The sequence below is a fragment of the Citrobacter sp. Cb023 genome (genome assembly GCF_030336805.1).
GTDB classification, from domain to species: Bacteria; Pseudomonadota; Gammaproteobacteria; order Enterobacterales; family Enterobacteriaceae; genus Citrobacter; species Citrobacter braakii.
The window spans coordinates 1-17,081 of record NZ_JAOWCV010000025.1 but is presented as its reverse complement, the minus strand read 5'-3'; the positions used below and the strand labels follow the sequence as shown (position 1 = coordinate 17,081).

Genomic DNA, 17,081 nt, shown 5'->3' with positions numbered 1-17,081 from the left:
TGTCAGCCCTCTGGATTATAGCGGGTCTACTTTCAGGCAGGAAACTGCGTGACGGAAACTTCCTTCGAGAACCGGGCGGGTTTTTGCGCATTCCGGTCCGGCAATCGGGCAGCGCGTACGGAACACGCAGCCGGAAGGAGGATTAATCGGCGACGGCAATTCGCCTTCCAGCAACTGGATAACCTTGTTCCTTTCCTGATCCGGGTCGGGAATCGGCACTGCAGACATCAACGCCTTGGTATAAGGGTGCAGCGGATTATGGTACACCTCATCATAAGTCCCTAATTCCACCGCGTGTCCGAGATACATGACCAGCACGCGATCGGAGATATGTTTCACCACCGCCAGGTCGTGAGCAATGAAGATTAACGATAATCCCATTTCACGCTGGAGCTGTTGTAACAGGTTCACCACCTGGGCCTGAATGGATACGTCCAGCGCCGAAACCGGTTCATCGCAAATAATCAGCTTCGGCTCGAGGATCAGCGCCCGGGCAATACCAATACGCTGACACTGACCGCCGGAAAACTCATGCGGGTAGCGGTTAATCAGATTTGGCAGCAACCCCACCTTCATCATCATCGCCTTCACACGGTCGCGGACTTCCTGACCAGACAGGTTCGGATGATAAGTCCGCAGCGGTTCGGCAATGATTTCACCGATGGTCATGCGCGGATTCAATGATGCCAGCGGATCCTGGAAAATCATCTGAATATCGCTACGCACTTCCCGCCACTCATCGGGTTTCATGCCCAGCAAATCTTTACCCAGCCAGGCGACTTTTCCATCGGTGGCTTTCACCAGGCCAATAATCGCACGGGCAAAAGTCGATTTTCCACAGCCTGATTCGCCGACCACGCCCAGGGTTTCACCTTCATACAGTCGCAGAGTCACGCCATCAACCGCTTTCAGGGTTTTAGACGGCTGCCAGAACCACTGCTTGCCGTCTTTAATGTCGAAATGGACTTTAAGATCGGCAATTTCAAGGAGCACTTTTCGTTGTTCGGTGACCGCATTCATACCAGTTCCTCCACCGGTTTAAAGCAGGCGCGCAGGCGGCCCGGACTAAACTCTTCCAGTGGCGGAGCACTGCTACAGATTTCCATCGCATGCGGGCAACGCGGCTGGAATGGACAGCCTTTTGGTAGACGCAACAGGTTCGGCGGGTTGCCCGGGATAGTCAGCATCTCTTCCCCTTCGGCATCCAGACGAGGTACGGCATTCAGCAAACCAATCGAATACGGATGAACGGGCTTATAAAAGACATCCCGCGCACTGCCATATTCCATGGTACGTCCGGCGTACATCACCAAAACTTTATCGCAAATACCGGCAACTACTCCCAGATCGTGGGTAATCATGATAATCGCAGTGTTGAATTCGCTTTTCAGTTCATTCAGCAGGGTCATGATTTGTGCCTGTACCGTAACATCGAGCGCAGTAGTCGGCTCATCGGCTATCAGTAATTTAGGCCTGCACAACAGTGCCATGGCGATCATTACGCGCTGACGCATCCCGCCGGAGAATTCATGCGGATACATTTTCATACGCTTACGCGCTTCCGGCATTTTCACCGCATCCAGCATTCTGACCGATTCTTCAAAGGCTTCCGCTTTGCTCATGCCTTTATGCAGCATGAGAACTTCCATCAACTGCTCGCCGACTCGCATGTACGGATTGAGAGAGGTCATCGGGTCCTGGAAAATCATCGAGATTTGCTCGGCGCGCAGTTTGTTCAACTCTCGTTCCGGTAAATTCAGAATTTCACGTCCGTTGAAGGTTGCGGAACCTCCGATACGGCCATTTGCTGCCAGAAGGCCCATCAGGGCAAAGGCCGTTTGCGATTTCCCTGAACCGGATTCCCCAACAATACCCAGCGTTTCTCCAGCTCGCAGAGAAAAGTTTAAATCGTTTACCGCAGTCACATCGCCGTCGGGGGTGGCAAACGTCACGCGCAGATCTTTAACGTTCAGCAGTGCGTTAGCCTGTTGTTGCGCGAGCGGCGCGGTTGAGGTTTCAATTACGCTCATGGCTGCACTCCTTAACGGTCTTTCGGGTCGAGGGCATCACGCAGGCCATCGCCAATAAAGTTAAAACAGAACAAAGTGACCACCAGGAAGCCTGCCGGGAACAGCAGCAGCCATGGTGAGACTTCCATCGAGTTGGCACCATCACTCAGCAACGCCCCCCAGCTACTTAATGGCTCCTGCGTCCCTAATCCCAAAAAGCTCAGGAAGGATTCAAACAGGATCATGCTGGGCACCAGCAACGAAGCGTACACCACCACCACGCCCAGCACGTTCGGCACAATATGACGGATAACGATGCGCACGGTAGATACCCCACCCACTTGCGCTGCTTCAATAAACTCTTTGCGCTTGAGACTCAGCGTTTGTCCACGCACGATACGCGCCATATCCAGCCAGGATACCATCCCAATAGCGACAAAAATCAGCAGGATATTTTGCCCAAAGAAAGTGACCAGCAGAATCACGAAGAACATGAACGGGAAGGAGTTGAGGATTTCCAGCAGACGCATCATCACGGAGTCGATTTTACCGCCGAGGTAGCCCGACAGAGAACCGTATAGCGTGCCGACAACTACCGCGACCAACGCCGCGGCAATGCCGACCATCAACGAGATGCGACCGCCAATCGCCACACGAACCAGCAGGTCTCGACCTGACGAGTCGGTGCCGAAATAGTGTCCGGATTCCGTATCCGGCGCGCTGGACATCATGCCCCAGTCGGTATCGAAGTAGGTAAACTGCGACAGCATCGGCGCCAGCGTCACAAACAGCGCAATAATCACCAGCACGACCAGGCTTGCTACCGCCGCGCGGTTATGCATAAAGCGTCGACGCGCGTCCTGCCACAGACTGCGGCCCTCGACCTCCAGCTTTTCACTGAAATTCTCCAGCGCTTCGCTGTTTTTCTTACTTAACATCATAGCGAGCTCCAGTATCAGTAACGAATTTTCGGGTCGATAACGGCATACAGCACGTCAACAATCGCGTTAAACACGATGGTCAGCGTCCCTACCAGTATGGTGAGGCTCAGGACCAGCGAATAGTCGCGGTTTAACGCGCCATTGACGAACAACTGGCCAATGCCCGGCAAACCATAGATGGTTTCAATAACCATCGAACCGGTAATAATGCCAACAAATGCTGGTCCCATATAGGACAGCACAGGCAACAGCGCAGGTTTTAACGCATGGCGGAAAATAATCCGCCGCATCGGCAACCCTTTAGCGCGCGCGGTACGAATAAAGTTAGAGTGCAGCACTTCAATCATCGAACCGCGGGTAATACGGGCGATACTGGCGATATAAGCCAGTGACAAGGCCACCATCGGCAGGATCATAAATTTCAACGCCCCGCCGTTCCAGCCGCCTCCGGGCAGCCATTTCAAGGTTATGGCAAATATCATGACCAATAAGGGAGCGACCACGAAACTGGGGATAACCACCCCGGTCATTGCCACCCCCATCACCGTGTAGTCCCAACGCGTATTTTGTTTCAGCGCGGCTATCACCCCTGCGCTAACGCCAACGAGGACCGCAAGAATAAAGGCCGCAGCTCCCAGCTTCGCAGAAACCGGAAAGCTCGATGCCACAAGGTCGTTTACCGTATAGTCTTTATATTTAAAAGATGGCCCAAAATCGCCATGCGCCAGCTGCTTGAGGTAGCTGAAGTACTGCGTCGAGATAGGATCGTTAAGATGATATTTCGCTTCGATATTAGCCAGTACCTCTGGCGGTAACGCGCGTTCCCCGGTGAATGGACTTCCCGGCGCAAGGCGCATCATAAAGAATGAAATCGTAATAAGTATAAACAGCGTCGGAATCGCTTCCAGACAGCGACGTAATATAAATTTTAACATTGCCCGTACCTTCTGGCGTGTGCCTTTACACCTCTTCTACCCCGACGTTCAGGTAAAGCGGTGTTAATAGTTCGAAGAAAAAGACACTGTGGGGCAAAATGATTGCCCCACGTCTTGCCATTAATGCTTGATAATATACAAGTCTTTAACGTGGATATTATCCATCGGGTCTTTACCGGAGTATCCGCCAACCCATGGTTTTACCAGGCGGGCGTTAACATAGTAATAAACCGGTACAATCGCAGAATCTTTATCCAGCTGCTGTTCCGCTTTCGAATACAGTTCGCTGCGCTGCGCTTCATCAGTCACTTTCAGCGTATCCGCAATCAGCTTATCAAACGCCGGGCTCTTATAGTGGACGGTGTTGTTGGAGCTGTCAGACAGCACCATATTCAGGAAGGATGTTGGTTCGTTGTAATCCGCACACCAGCCCGCACGCGAAACATCATAGTTACCCTGATGGCGCGTATCGAGGAATGTTTTCCATTCCTGGTTTTCCAGCTTCACATTGGCGCCCAGATTTTTCTTCCAGATAGATGCCGCAGCGATGGCCAGCTTTTTATGCAGATCTGAGGTGTTATAGAGCAGGTCAAAGGTCAACGGTTTTTCAGCGGTATACCCGGCTTCAGCCAGCAGTTTTTTCGCTTCTTCATTACGTTTTTCCTGAGACCATTTGAACCACTCTGGTTCAACCAGTTTCGCGTCATCGGTGTAAGGAGGGGTAAAGCTATACGCCGGCAGGTCCCCCTGGTTTTTAACTTTGTTGACGATAATGTCACGATCCAACGCCAGTTTCAGGGCGGTACGAACACGAACATCGTTGAACGGTGCTTTCTGGTTGTTGATTTCGTAATAATAGGTGCACAGATACGGGTCAACGTGAACTTCGTTCGGGATCTCTTTTTTCAGTTTCTGGAATAACTCGATCGGCATGTTGTTATAGGTCATGTCGATTTCGCCGCTGCGATAGCGGTTAACGTCAGTCACTTCAGAAGAAATTGGCAGGTAGGTAACCTGGTTAATAACCGTTTTGGCGTTGTCCCAGTAGTTGGTGTTACGCTCAAGTACAATGCGCTCGTTGACCACCCAGTCTTTCAGCTTATAGGCGCCGTTGGTGACGATGTTAGCGGGCTGGGTCCATTTCTCACCGTATTTTTCAACCGCTGCTTTAGGAACCGGAGAAACGGATGAGTGCACAAGCAATTTGTAGAAATAAGGAACCGGCTCGCTCAGGGTGACTTCAAATGTATGATCGTCGAGAGCTTTGACACCGAGATCGGTGATCGGCTTTTTGCCGGCGATAATATCGTCAATATTGACAATGTGACCGTACTGTAAATAACTGGCGTACGGTGACGCGGTATTTGGATTAGCCAGGCGTTGCCAGCTATACACGAAATCTTGCGCGGTAACAGGCGTGCCGTCAGACCATTTAGCGTCTTTACGCAGATGGAATGTCCACACCTTAAAGTCTTTATTTTCCCACTTTTCAGCCACGCCAGGCGATGGTTTGCCATCGACATCGCTGATTAATAAACCTTCAAACAGGTCACGGTTGATATTGGATTCAGGTACACCTTCGATTTTATGTGGATCGAGTGACTGAACTTCCGAACCGTTATTACGCACCAGAGTCTGCTTTTCAGCAAGCTGCACACCTGCTGGCACAACTGCCGCCGTAGCAACATTCCCAGCGATTAGCGCAGTTAGGATCCCCGCAGCTACTAAACTTTTTTTAGTGATGTTAGTCATTGTGTTTGTACTCCCTCATTATTATGGCTGGTTTTTTAACCAGACTGTTAATCCTGTCAGGATCCCTGTACGGCACCGGAGATTTTCTGCCGTCAGGTAGTTTCTTGTTTTACTGCTTGCTATCACCGACTTTATTTATTTCTGGCGATTCGTATGACCACCTTGCGTCGATTATCTACGTGCCTCCCCTGCCGGAAACACGCTATTACCCTGTTGAGAGAAACTAATTGAAAATGATTCTCATCAACGTGAATTCTTCTGCATAATACCTGGCCGGAAAGTATCAAATGCGTTTCTTAACCGCCAATACATTTTACAAATTTGTTAACCAATTCTCTTTTATTGGAAATAAATCTCACTAAAAAAGTCTTACGAATGAAAGATTGTGACAATAAAAATATAAAAATCAATATATTGCATCACACGCAGTGTTAACCCCCCAGTCCTGTGTCAACACCACGCCAAAATGCACATAAATTTAACAATTGGTTATTAATTAGCACATTCATCTAAAAAAAACGCTGAAATAACTAATAACATTTCGATAATCCTTCAGCAAGCCCCAGAGTATGATGTTAATAAAATAACAGTGACATCGGGATCCCTCTGGTGGACCATTGAGTGTTATATCCATAAAATCAATGAATAAATTAATGAATAACCATCAGATCTTTTTATATTTCTATGCTGATTTTCAACTTTAGTGAGAAGTTTTACTAATAACGAAAGGAAACGGAGCCGAAAGAGGCTCCGTTGATGCCGAAGAGGAATATCAGGCAAGCAAACCGGGGAAAATGGACTTGATTCCAGTCACAATGAATTCGATCCCTAAGGCCATTAACAACAACCCCATAATACGCGTAATGACGTTGATACCGGTTTGGCCCAGCAGCCGTACCAGCCACGGTGCCATGCGAAACAGTCCCCAACAGCACAGGGCAAACAACGCAATCGCCACAAAAAAACCAAACAGGTTAATCGCACTGTGATAACGCGTACCCCAAACAATAGTTGAGCTTATCGCCCCTGGCCCCGCCATAAGCGGCAATGCCAGCGGCACTACGCCGATACTTTCGCGGATTGCTGTTTCTGATTTTTCCTGTTTGTTTTGCTTATCTTCGCCCAGTTTTCCGCTAATCATCGACATTGCGATAGTCACCACCAGAATGCCGCCGGCAATCCTGAACGAATCTATCGAGATACCGAAGAGCTGAAGAATACCGTCACCAAGGAACAGCGAAGTCCACAGGATGATGGCAACCGACAGGTTTGCCGTAAGGTTGGTTTTATTTCGCGCAGCAGCCGTTTGATAGCTGGTCATACTGATAAAGACAGGGATGATCCCGACCGGGTTAACCAATGCGAATAACCCAATGAAAAATTTAAAATAGACAGGAAAATCAAATAGCGTTTGGATCACGGTTAGCTCCGAAGCGTTAGCCGGATAAAATGAGTCATAAAAATTGATAAAATCCGCGCTGAAGATACGCCTTTTGTCAGCATACTTCACCTTCTATCTGTGTATATCTACGTAAATACACTTCCAATACTTAGTGTTATTAATATGTATTAAATATGCTAATGTTAATAGCATTCATCCCACCAATTCATTAACACTTACCGATAAACGCTAAAAGGGCCTGCTGAAAGGTGTCAGCTTTGCGAAATTTTGATCCAGATCACGCAATTACTACTCAGAAGTGAGTAATCTTGCTTACGCCACCTGGAGGTAGCGCGTTAGAATTAAGTGGCGCTAGCGTATAAGCTCTTTTAGTAAATCAAGGTAAAGTGGACGTTAATTAACCGTTTGATTTTCAAAACGTTACACAAATTTTCGTCGATCTGTCTATACTCTCGTATCGAGCAGATGATTTACTAAAAAAGTTTAACATTATCAGGAGAGCATTATGGCTGTTACTAATGTCGCTGAACTTAACGCACTTGTAGAGCGCGTAAAAAAAGCCCAGCGTGAATATGCCAGTTTCACTCAAGAACAGGTTGACAAAATCTTCCGTGCCGCCGCTCTGGCTGCCGCAGACGCTCGAATCCCTCTCGCGAAAATGGCCGTTGCCGAATCTGGCATGGGCATCGTCGAAGATAAAGTGATTAAAAACCACTTTGCTTCCGAATACATTTATAACGCATATAAAGACGAAAAAACCTGTGGTGTGCTGGCTGAAGACCACACTTTCGGTACCATTACCATCGCTGAACCGATTGGTATCATCTGCGGTATCGTTCCAACCACTAACCCGACTTCTACTGCAATCTTCAAATCACTGATCAGCCTGAAGACGCGTAACGCCATCATCTTCTCTCCGCATCCGCGTGCAAAAGATGCCACTAACAAAGCGGCTGATATCGTTCTGCAGGCAGCAATTGCTGCTGGCGCACCGAAAGATCTGATCGGCTGGATCGATCAACCTTCCGTAGAACTGTCAAACGCGCTGATGCACCACCCGGACATCAACCTGATCCTTGCGACCGGTGGTCCAGGCATGGTTAAAGCAGCATACAGTTCCGGTAAACCGGCAATCGGTGTAGGCGCAGGTAACACCCCTGTGGTTATCGATGAAACCGCTGATATCAAGCGTGCTGTTGCATCTGTTCTGATGTCTAAAACCTTCGATAACGGCGTAATTTGTGCTTCTGAACAGTCCGTTGTTGTCGTTGACTCTGTATACGACGCAGTACGTGAGCGTTTCGCGACTCACGGCGGCTACATGCTGCAAGGCAAAGAGCTGAAAGCCGTTCAGGACGTTATCCTGAAAAATGGCGCGCTGAACGCGGCTATCGTTGGTCAGCCGGCATACAAAATTGCTGAACTGGCAGGCTTCTCCGTACCAGAAACCACTAAGATTCTGATCGGTGAAGTGACAGTTGTTGACGAAAGCGAACCGTTCGCTCACGAAAAATTGTCTCCGACGCTGGCAATGTACCGTGCGAAAGACTTCGAAGACGCCGTTATTAAAGCTGAAAAACTGGTTGCGATGGGCGGTATCGGTCATACCTCTTGCCTGTACACCGACCAGGACAACCAGCCAGAACGTGTTGCTTACTTCGGTCAGATGATGAAAACCGCACGTATCCTGATTAACACCCCAGCTTCTCAGGGTGGTATCGGTGACCTGTACAACTTTAAACTCGCGCCTTCCCTGACTCTGGGTTGTGGTTCCTGGGGTGGTAACTCCATCTCTGAAAACGTTGGTCCTAAGCACCTGATCAACAAGAAAACCGTTGCTAAGCGAGCTGAAAACATGTTGTGGCACAAACTTCCGAAATCTATCTACTTCCGTCGTGGCTCTCTGCCAATCGCACTGGATGAAGTGATTACCGATGGTCACAAACGTGCGCTGATCGTGACCGACCGCTTCCTGTTTAACAATGGCTATGCTGACCAGATCACCTCCGTGCTGAAAGCTGCTGGCGTTGAAACCGAAGTGTTCTTTGAAGTTGAAGCTGACCCAACTCTGACCGTTGTACGCAAAGGTGCTGAGCTGGCTAACTCCTTTAAACCAGACGTGATCATCGCGCTGGGTGGCGGTTCCCCGATGGACGCCGCGAAAATCATGTGGGTTATGTACGAACACCCAGAAACCCACTTCGAAGAACTGGCACTGCGCTTTATGGACATCCGTAAACGTATCTACAAGTTCCCGAAAATGGGCGTAAAAGCGAAGATGGTTGCCGTCACCACCACTTCCGGTACTGGTTCTGAAGTTACTCCGTTTGCGGTTGTTACTGACGATGCAACTGGTCAGAAATACCCGCTGGCAGACTATGCGCTGACTCCGGATATGGCGATTGTTGACGCCAACCTGGTGATGGATATGCCTAAGTCCCTGTGTGCGTTCGGTGGTCTGGATGCCGTCACTCACGCCCTGGAAGCTTACGTATCCGTGCTGGCTTCTGAGTTCTCCGACGGTCAGGCTCTGCAAGCGCTGAAACTGCTGAAAGAAAACCTGCCAGCGTCCTACCACGAAGGTTCTAAGAACCCGGTAGCGCGTGAGCGTGTACACAGTGCAGCAACCATCGCCGGTATTGCGTTTGCTAACGCCTTCCTGGGTGTATGTCACTCAATGGCGCACAAGCTGGGTTCTCAGTTCCACATTCCTCACGGTCTGGCGAACGCCCTGCTGATCAGCAACGTTATTCGTTATAACGCGAACGACAACCCGACTAAACAGACTGCATTCAGCCAGTACGACCGTCCGCAGGCTCGTCGTCGCTACGCTGAAATCGCAGACCATCTGGGTCTGAGCGCACCGGGCGACCGTACTGCTGCAAAAATCCAGAAACTGCTGGGCTGGCTGGACGAAATCAAAGCTGAACTGGGTATTCCTAAGTCTATCCGTGAAGCTGGTGTTCAGGAAGCTGACTTCCTGGCACACGTGGACAAACTGTCTGAAGATGCGTTTGATGACCAGTGTACTGGTGCTAACCCGCGTTACCCGCTGATTTCTGAACTGAAACAGATCCTGATGGATACCTACTACGGTCGTGAATACAGCGAAGATCAAACCGCCGTTAAGACTGAAGCAGTAGCTGCTCCGAAAGCTGAGAAGAAAGCGAAGAAATCCGCTTAATTCATCCAGATAAGTTTTAGTTTCACCATAAACGGTCCCGAATTGGGGCCGTTTTTTTTTGCATCTTACGTTATCAGAATCGAAACATGACCAATTCAGCGACGTTTAAAGGATGGACCTGTAAAAGGATGCTTAGGAGGATGCGAGAATAGCGTCAGGAGAGTGTCTGATAGGGTAGCGAACATTAGCGAATGCTCAGCCTACCCTGTGCTAATAAGCGCCCAGAAGCGCGTAGAGTTAGTCGTGGTTGTGTCGTTCTTGTATCGCCGTCAGAGAGCCCTCAGACTGTGCTTGCTTATAATGCTTACGGCACACCGATACATAGCGTTCGTTCCCGCCAATCACCACCTGTTCGCCCTCGTTATAAGGTCGTCCTGCCTGATCAAGACGCAACACCATGCTGGCCTTACGCCCACAGAAACAAATGGTTTTTAATTCAACCAGTTTATCTGACCACGCCAACAGGTATTCGCTGCCGCCAAATAACTCACCACGAAAATCGGTACGCAAGCCGTAGCACAACACGGGAATATCCAGCTGATCGACAACCTCAGATAATTCATAAACCTGCTGTCGAGTCAGAAACTGCGACTCATCAACCAGTACACAGTGAATTCTTTGCTGCTCATTCTCAGCCCGAATCTCTTCGAACAATGATGAATTTTGGTTAAACAATTTTGCAGGTGACGACAGACCTATACGCGAACTTACTTTTCCAGCACCAAAGCGGTCATCAATTTCCGCTGTATATACCACGGCACGCATCCCACGTTCCTGATAATTGTACGAAGATTGCAGCAATGCAGTCGACTTACCGGCATTCATTGCAGAATAGTAAAAATATAGCTGTGCCATTGACCGTAGGCCCTCACCCGGGGAAATAAATATGGGCAGGATTGTACCATATTTCACGAACGTGTCGGTGTAGCGTTGCCTGCATAGGCGTATAAATAGGCGTTCAGACTCGCTCAGTGTCGCCTAAATAACCGATCCTTTAAGTGACACGGGAGCGTGAGTACACTCCAGCCATGGCCCAGGTAGCCTGAAACTCGATGGGTATATACACACTCTTTCACAAATAGTGCTCATGAAATTTATCCATACCTCTTATCTTCTTACGGCAATAAAGAAACCCTTCCCTTATTGTTATTGAATCTACCCACTGTCGCCATGTATTAGCGAATTCATGTAAGCAAAACTAATACAAAAGGTTGAAATCACTGCAAAGAGATACTATTTGTACACCATAAAATGTGACCTGAATCTTGAATTTTTACTCTCAGCCGCTGAGAAGCCCCCTCACCAATAAGCCTTTTTTATGCCCAACGTCGCGGAGAATTTAAGACAGATGAATTAATTCTGATACTAAATAAAGCGCAATTTTGAATTCCTTACATTCCTGGCTATTGCACAACTGAATTTATCGCTCTATTATTAGCTCAACAAACCACCCCCAATATAAGTTTGAGATTACTACAATGAGCGAAGCACTTAAAATTCTGAACAACATCCGTACTCTTCGTGCGCAGGCAAGAGAATGTACTCTGGAAACGCTTGAAGAAATGCTGGAAAAATTAGAAGTTGTTGTTAGCGAGCGCCGTGAAGAAGAAAGCGCCGCAGCTGCTGAAGTTGAAGAACGTACTCGTAAACTGCAACAATATCGTGAAATGCTGATCGCTGATGGCATTGACCCGAACGAACTGCTGAATAGCATGGCTGCTGTTAAATCTGGCACCAAAGCTAAACGCGCTGCACGTCCGGCTAAATATAGCTATGTTGACGAAAACGGTGAAACTAAAACCTGGACTGGTCAGGGTCGTACACCGGCAGTGATCAAAAAAGCGATGGAAGAACAAGGTAAACAACTGGACGATTTCTTAATCAAAGAATAATTCAGAAATAGTTTGCTTAAAATCCCGCCACTGGCGGGATTTTTTTTACCTGTACTTCGCACAGTCCCTACCCAGTTCAGGTATAAAAAAACGGTGCTGGATTAACAGCACCGTTCAGACCTGATAATACCAGCAGGTTACTTCTTAATACCCATCTCATCTTCCAGCCAGGCTTTAAATTCAGCGCCGAGAGTATTATGGCGAATACCATATTCAACGAACGCCTGCATATAGCCCAGCTTATTACCACAGTCATGGCTTTTGCCCTTCATGTGATAAGCTTCAACCGTTTCTTTTTCAATCAGCATATCGATAGCATCAGTCAGCTGAATTTCGTCACCGGCTCCCGGAGGCGTTTTTGCCAGCAGAGGCCAGATATCAGCGCTAAGGACGTAACGCCCCACGACGGCCAGATTAGATGGCGCCACATTCGCTTTCGGCTTTTCAACAACGCCAACCATCGGTACGCTTTCGCCCGGCGCTAATTCAACGCCTTTACAATCAACAACACCATAAGCGGTAACATCTTCTACCGGCTCAACCATAATCTGGCTGCTGCCTGTTTCATCGAAACGATGAATCATTTCGGCAAGGTTGTCGCGTGATAAATCAGATTCGTATTCGTCAAGAATGACGTCCGGCAAGATAACCGCAACGGGCTCATCGCCAACCACCGGGTGCGCGCACAATACCGCGTGGCCCAGACCTTTGGCCAGTCCCTGACGCACCTGCATAATAGTGACATGTGGCGGACAAATAGATTGCACTTCTTCCAGAAGCTGGCGTTTTACACGTTTTTCCAGCATAGCTTCAAGTTCAAAGCTGGTATCGAAGTGGTTTTCAATCGAATTTTTAGACGAGTGAGTTACAAGTACAATTTCAGTGATGCCCGCAGCAATACATTCGTTTACGACGTACTGAATTAATGGCTTATCAACCAACGGTAGCATCTCTTTCGGGATTGCTTTCGTAGCCGGTAACATCCTGGTTCCTAATCCCGCAACCGGGATAACGGCCTTTTTGACTTTTGAATTAAGGGCAGCCATTTAAAACTCTCCTGGACTGTTCATGTATTGAACGTGTTCATCAATCTGTATCGCATCCAAGTATATCAGTACCGCGACAAGCTTCTGGTCTGAAAAGGACGCGCGTCGGTATAATTAAGATAAATACGAATAAATCTGGCGCTGATAGTAGCACTCACAGCATGAGGGGGGTGAGCCAATTTCATTCTCACGCCACTCGGTTGTTCATTCTGCAGACAACATCAGGCGCAGTCGACCACCAGCCCCCCAAATTTGGCATTGCCAGGATTCGCAACGTTGGCTCAGTTGATTAAGATACGCATTCCCTAAGGTTCCCAACGGAACGCCATTGCTGATTTGTACATTGTGGGAACCTGTATTTAATGTCGCATTCAGCCCTGCTGATACCAGAATCAGATTTTTTAATCCGCTGTGGTAATAACCCACCAGCAAAGGGAATTGTCCGGGCAAATTAGCCTGGCGCAATAAATGGTTAACCTGTTTCAATAACGCACCGAGCTCCGGCAATCGTTGATTTTGATGCGCGAGCTGTTCCTGCAGCAAACCGTTAAATAGCGCCCGCAGTAACAATGCTGCCAGAACGCCATTATCCCCTGCCCGCGTCACATCCAGACAATAAAACGCAAGGTCATGGTCCGATAGCGGTGCAATATCCAGTACCAGCCCCGGCTGATCGGCAGCCACCAATTGACGATAGTTGATCCGACATCGTGAAATAACTTGCGACACAGGAGGCTGTAATTCTTGCAACAGCTTTGCTGCAGCGGCGGGATCACCAACCATCGCATCCCAGTCGCGAAACAGCCGCTCTTCTTCTTCCACGCGTGAATTAAACATATTCGGATACAGACACGCAAAGACGGTTTCGCGCAGGCGGTTCAGGTCCTTTACCGGCTTTAGCAGCACATCATCCACACCCAATCGCAGTGCTTTGGCTATATCAGACATGTTTTCCGTCGCTGATATCACCAGGATGGGGGTCTGATCGCCACGATTACGCAGATACTCTACTAGCTTAAGGCCGTTCATTCGTGGCATAGCCAGGTCGCAGATAATCAGGTCGGGGTTAAAGTGCCCGAGTAATTCAAGTGCTTCAAGTCCATCGCCAGCTACCGCCGTTGTCGCTCCCAAAGAGGAAAACCATGAGTCCATGAGTGAGCGAAATACCGGCTCATCCTCAACGATAAGAATCTGTTTTCCGACCAATGGCTGCGTCATATTCTTCCCCCTGACTGGCTTTAGTAAATAGTGGCATGCTATTGCTACTCACGCCTGTCAGAATTTGCTTAAGTGTTGATAAAAAATGCGTTAGATGTTGGTTTTCACCAGGGGTAGAAGCTCATCCATTTTCTTCTCGACCGCCAGTTGTCCAGCAGCAATTGCTGCGCTGGCGCGGTGAAAATCCAGCGTGGATATTTGCGGACAAAACGGCTGAATCAGGATATCTGGCGGGTCACCGGCCATGCGGTTACGTTTCAGACGATTTTCCAGAACCTGAATAGAAGTCGTCATGATCTCCATCGCCGTCGGCGCGGTTACCGCACGCCTGGCCGTTATGTTGCTCAAGCGCTCTTTCAGTCGGGCACGCCATGAAAGCGCGTCGACATCATCACCCGTTTCGGCATCACTGCTGACGTTAAAGGAGAGTAAATCTTGCTGCATAAGATGCGCATCGTGTTGCAGATCGACGGCAATAACGATGTCAGCGCCCAGCGCGCGAGTTAAGGATACAGGAACGGGATTCACCACCGCGCCATCGACCAGCCAGTAACCATTATGCGCTACAGGGGACATCAGACCAGGAATACTGCAGGAGGCCCGAACAGCCAAGTGCAAATCACCCTCCGTGAACCAGAGCTCCCGACCCGTACTCAGATTAGTAGCCACAGTTGCGAAACGGCGAGTGCATTGCTCAATTGCTTCTACCGGCATGACATTACGGTACTGATTGAATACCCGTTCACCACGCAGTAAACCGCCCCTGCGCCACGAGAGATCCATCAGACGTAAGACATCCCAATAGCTGAAAGAACAAACCCATTGTTCGAGAGCAGGTAACTTATTGCATGCGTAGGCTGCACCAACCAGCGAACCAATGGAGCACCCTGCCACAATATCAACATCAATGCCCATATGCTTTAGGGCTTTAATAACGCCAATATGCGACCAACCTCGCGCCGCGCCGGAACCTAGCGCCAGCCCAATTTTTATTTTTCTCATTGTACGTACAAACTTCCCCTGGCTTGCAGACGTAGCAACATCGCTACCGCTCAGTTAACATAGTGCTACCCTGGCGTTTTTACGCCGTTTTTTTATTCCAGGGAGTACTTTGTGTCTCAGCTTTGTCCCTGTGGTAGCGCTGTCGAGTATAGCCTATGTTGCTACCGTTATGTGTCTGGCGCGCAAGTAGCACCTACGCCGTCACATCTCATGCGTTCTCGTTACTGTGCTTTTGTGATGAAAGACGCAGATTACCTTATCAAGACCTGGCATCCGGACTGTCATGCAGCCGAGTTTCGCGACGACATTATCGCAGGATTTAGCCACACTGAATGGCTCGGGCTGACCGTTTTTGAACAACAAACGGCAGACACAGAAAATATCGGCTATGTCAGCTTTGTTGCGCGATTTTCTGAACAAGGTAAAACAGGTGCAATTATCGAGCGCTCTCGTTTTTTAAAAGAAAACGGTCAGTGGTACTATATAGACGGTACACGCCCTCAAATTGGACGAAACGATACCTGCCCTTGTGGCTCCGGTAAAAAATTTAAAAAGTGCTGCGGCTAATCAACGCCCGACAGTATCAATTTTGCAAACATTCTCAACAGGATCACCGCTGCAAATGCATTCATTACAACGAAAAGTGCTGCGTACTATTTGCCCGGACCAAAAAGGTCTGATCGCGCGCATTACGAATATCTGTTACAAGCATGAACTGAACATCGTGCAGAACAATGAGTTCGTGGACCACCGGACCGGGCGCTTTTTTATGCGTACCGAACTGGAGGGTATTTTTAACGACGTCACGCTGCTTGCCGATCTGGATAGTGCCCTTCCAGATGGCTCCATTCGTGAATTAACACCAGCAGGACGCCGCCGTATCGTCATTTTGGTCACCAAGGAAGCACATTGTTTGGGTGATCTGTTAATGAAGGCCAATTATGGCGGGCTGGATGTTGAAATCGCCGCTGTGATCGGCAACCACGAGACGCTGCGACCTTTGGTTGAACGGTTTGATATCCCGTTTGAGCTGGTCAGCCACGAAGGTTTAACGCGTGACGAACATGACCTGAAAATGGCCGACGCTATCGACACGCACCAACCTGACTATGTCGTGCTGGCAAAATACATGCGCGTTCTGACGCCAACGTTTGTTTCACGCTTCCCGAATAAGATTATCAATATTCACCATTCATTCCTGCCAGCGTTTATTGGCGCTCGCCCTTACCATCAGGCTTATGAGCGCGGCGTGAAGATCATCGGTGCGACAGCCCACTACGTGAATGATAACCTCGATGAAGGCCCAATCATTATGCAGGACGTAATTCATGTGGATCACACCTACACCGCGGAAGACATGATGCGTGCGGGTCGCGACGTTGAGAAAAATGTATTAAGCCGCGCGCTGTATCAGGTTCTGGCTCAACGCGTCTTTGTTTACGGTAACCGAACGATTATTCTGTAATCGATTGATAATTGAATTGGTTACCTTTACATCTTTACGCGTAAAAATCAGGCAACCAGTTCTTTTTTATCAACGGAATACTTTACAGGGGCGCATCATTTGATATGATGCGCCCCGCTTCCAACGGAAGCAGGCCAGTAACTAGCATTACCCCGTGGTGGGGTTCCCGAGCGGCCAAAGGGAGCAGACTGTAAATCTGCCGTCATCGACTTCGAAGGTTCGAATCCTTCCCCCA

The 17,081-nt window shown here is 48.8% G+C and carries 14 protein-coding genes; 4 read left to right on the top strand and 10 right to left on the bottom strand.

Going from position 1 to position 17,081, the window contains the following annotated elements; all coding sequences use genetic code 11:
* Nucleotides 1-15 precede the first annotated feature (15 nt).
* The 6 genes from oppF to ychE form a co-directional block, all read right to left on the bottom strand.
* Nucleotides 16-1,020 carry a murein tripeptide/oligopeptide ABC transporter ATP-binding protein OppF gene (gene oppF / locus OGW44_RS01375; protein WP_016156729.1) on the bottom strand — a complete coding sequence of 335 codons (1,005 nt, stop codon included), beginning with the start codon at nucleotides 1,018-1,020 and terminating at the stop codon, nucleotides 16-18.
* The gene (gene oppD / locus OGW44_RS01370) at nucleotides 1,017-2,030 is read right to left on the bottom strand and encodes a murein tripeptide/oligopeptide ABC transporter ATP-binding protein OppD (RefSeq protein WP_003833364.1); all 1,014 of its coding nucleotides are present in this window, start codon (nucleotides 2,028-2,030) and stop codon (nucleotides 1,017-1,019) included. The genes oppF and oppD overlap by 4 nt, the downstream gene beginning before the upstream one ends.
* A gap of 11 nt (nucleotides 2,031-2,041) precedes the next feature.
* Complete coding sequence (gene oppC / locus OGW44_RS01365; protein ID WP_003020701.1) at nucleotides 2,042-2,950, bottom strand: oligopeptide ABC transporter permease OppC; 909 nt, start codon at nucleotides 2,948-2,950, stop codon at nucleotides 2,042-2,044.
* Nucleotides 2,951-2,964: 14 nt separating this feature from the next.
* Nucleotides 2,965-3,885 (bottom strand): oligopeptide ABC transporter permease OppB, encoded by a 921-nt coding sequence (gene oppB, locus OGW44_RS01360; RefSeq protein WP_003020708.1) that lies wholly within the window; start codon nucleotides 3,883-3,885, stop codon nucleotides 2,965-2,967.
* A gap of 120 nt (nucleotides 3,886-4,005) precedes the next feature.
* Nucleotides 4,006-5,637, bottom strand: coding sequence for an oligopeptide ABC transporter substrate-binding protein OppA (gene oppA, locus OGW44_RS01355; RefSeq protein ID WP_185654656.1), 1,632 nt, complete (start codon nucleotides 5,635-5,637; stop codon nucleotides 4,006-4,008).
* Nucleotides 5,638-6,409: 772 nt separating this feature from the next.
* On the bottom strand, nucleotides 6,410-7,057 hold the full coding sequence (ychE, locus tag OGW44_RS01350) for an NAAT family transporter YchE (protein WP_003020714.1): 648 nt from the start codon (nucleotides 7,055-7,057) through the stop codon (nucleotides 6,410-6,412).
* 487 nt (nucleotides 7,058-7,544) lie between these two features.
* Here ychE and adhE point away from each other — a divergent pair, with 487 nt between their 5' ends.
* Nucleotides 7,545-10,223, top strand: a complete 2,679-nt coding sequence (gene adhE / locus OGW44_RS01345; RefSeq protein WP_016153272.1) for a bifunctional acetaldehyde-CoA/alcohol dehydrogenase — start codon at nucleotides 7,545-7,547, stop codon at nucleotides 10,221-10,223.
* 237 nt (nucleotides 10,224-10,460) lie between these two features.
* Here the strand turns inward: adhE and tdk are convergent, their stop codons facing one another.
* Entirely contained in the window at nucleotides 10,461-11,078 is a 618-nt protein-coding gene (gene tdk / locus OGW44_RS01340) for a thymidine kinase (protein ID WP_019076935.1), read from the bottom strand.
* Between the two features lie 623 nt (nucleotides 11,079-11,701).
* Between tdk and hns the strand changes: the two genes are divergently transcribed.
* A complete protein-coding gene (gene hns, locus OGW44_RS01335) occupies nucleotides 11,702-12,115 on the top strand; it encodes a histone-like nucleoid-structuring protein H-NS (protein WP_003020723.1) in 414 nt (137 codons plus the stop codon).
* Between the two features lie 137 nt (nucleotides 12,116-12,252).
* Here the strand turns inward: hns and galU are convergent, their stop codons facing one another.
* The 3 genes from galU to rssA all read right to left on the bottom strand — a co-directional run bounded on the left by galU (nucleotide 12,253) and on the right by rssA (nucleotide 15,381).
* Nucleotides 12,253-13,161: a UTP--glucose-1-phosphate uridylyltransferase GalU gene (galU, locus tag OGW44_RS01330; RefSeq protein WP_016153274.1), complete on the bottom strand. Its 909-nt coding sequence runs from the start codon at nucleotides 13,159-13,161 to the stop codon at nucleotides 12,253-12,255.
* Nucleotides 13,162-13,365: 204 nt separating this feature from the next.
* Entirely contained in the window at nucleotides 13,366-14,379 is a 1,014-nt protein-coding gene (gene rssB, locus OGW44_RS01325) for a two-component system response regulator RssB (RefSeq protein WP_016153275.1), read from the bottom strand.
* A gap of 90 nt (nucleotides 14,380-14,469) precedes the next feature.
* Nucleotides 14,470-15,381, bottom strand: coding sequence for a patatin-like phospholipase RssA (rssA, locus tag OGW44_RS01320; RefSeq protein WP_016156731.1), 912 nt, complete (start codon nucleotides 15,379-15,381; stop codon nucleotides 14,470-14,472).
* A gap of 111 nt (nucleotides 15,382-15,492) precedes the next feature.
* On the opposite strand from rssA, the gene OGW44_RS01315 reads away from it, so the two are divergent.
* Together OGW44_RS01315 and purU are read left to right on the top strand one after the other, a co-directional pair.
* The gene (locus tag OGW44_RS01315; protein WP_029139563.1) at nucleotides 15,493-15,948 is read left to right on the top strand and encodes a YchJ family protein; all 456 of its coding nucleotides are present in this window, start codon (nucleotides 15,493-15,495) and stop codon (nucleotides 15,946-15,948) included.
* 55 nt (nucleotides 15,949-16,003) lie between these two features.
* A complete protein-coding gene (gene purU, locus OGW44_RS01310; protein WP_185654657.1) occupies nucleotides 16,004-16,846 on the top strand; it encodes a formyltetrahydrofolate deformylase in 843 nt (280 codons plus the stop codon).
* Nucleotides 16,847-17,081: the final 235 nt, after the last annotated feature.

Coding starts and splice junctions, on each gene's coding strand:
- oppA (WP_185654656.1), bottom strand. CDS start 5,637: ATGACTAACATCACTAAAAAAAGTTTAGTAGCTGCGGGGATCCTAACT.
- hns (WP_003020723.1), top strand. CDS start 11,702: ATGAGCGAAGCACTTAAAATTCTGAACAACATCCGTACTCTTCGTGCG.
- oppD (WP_003833364.1), bottom strand. CDS start 2,030: ATGAGCGTAATTGAAACCTCAACCGCGCCGCTCGCGCAACAACAGGCT.
- oppC (WP_003020701.1), bottom strand. CDS start 2,950: ATGATGTTAAGTAAGAAAAACAGCGAAGCGCTGGAGAATTTCAGTGAA.
- adhE (WP_016153272.1), top strand. CDS start 7,545: ATGGCTGTTACTAATGTCGCTGAACTTAACGCACTTGTAGAGCGCGTA.
- rssB (WP_016153275.1), bottom strand. CDS start 14,379: ATGACGCAGCCATTGGTCGGAAAACAGATTCTTATCGTTGAGGATGAG.
- purU (WP_185654657.1), top strand. CDS start 16,004: ATGCATTCATTACAACGAAAAGTGCTGCGTACTATTTGCCCGGACCAA.
- rssA (WP_016156731.1), bottom strand. CDS start 15,381: ATGAGAAAAATAAAAATTGGGCTGGCGCTAGGTTCCGGCGCGGCGCGA.
- tdk (WP_019076935.1), bottom strand. CDS start 11,078: ATGGCACAGCTATATTTTTACTATTCTGCAATGAATGCCGGTAAGTCG.
- oppF (WP_016156729.1), bottom strand. CDS start 1,020: ATGAATGCGGTCACCGAACAACGAAAAGTGCTCCTTGAAATTGCCGAT.
- oppB (WP_003020708.1), bottom strand. CDS start 3,885: ATGTTAAAATTTATATTACGTCGCTGTCTGGAAGCGATTCCGACGCTG.
- galU (WP_016153274.1), bottom strand. CDS start 13,161: ATGGCTGCCCTTAATTCAAAAGTCAAAAAGGCCGTTATCCCGGTTGCG.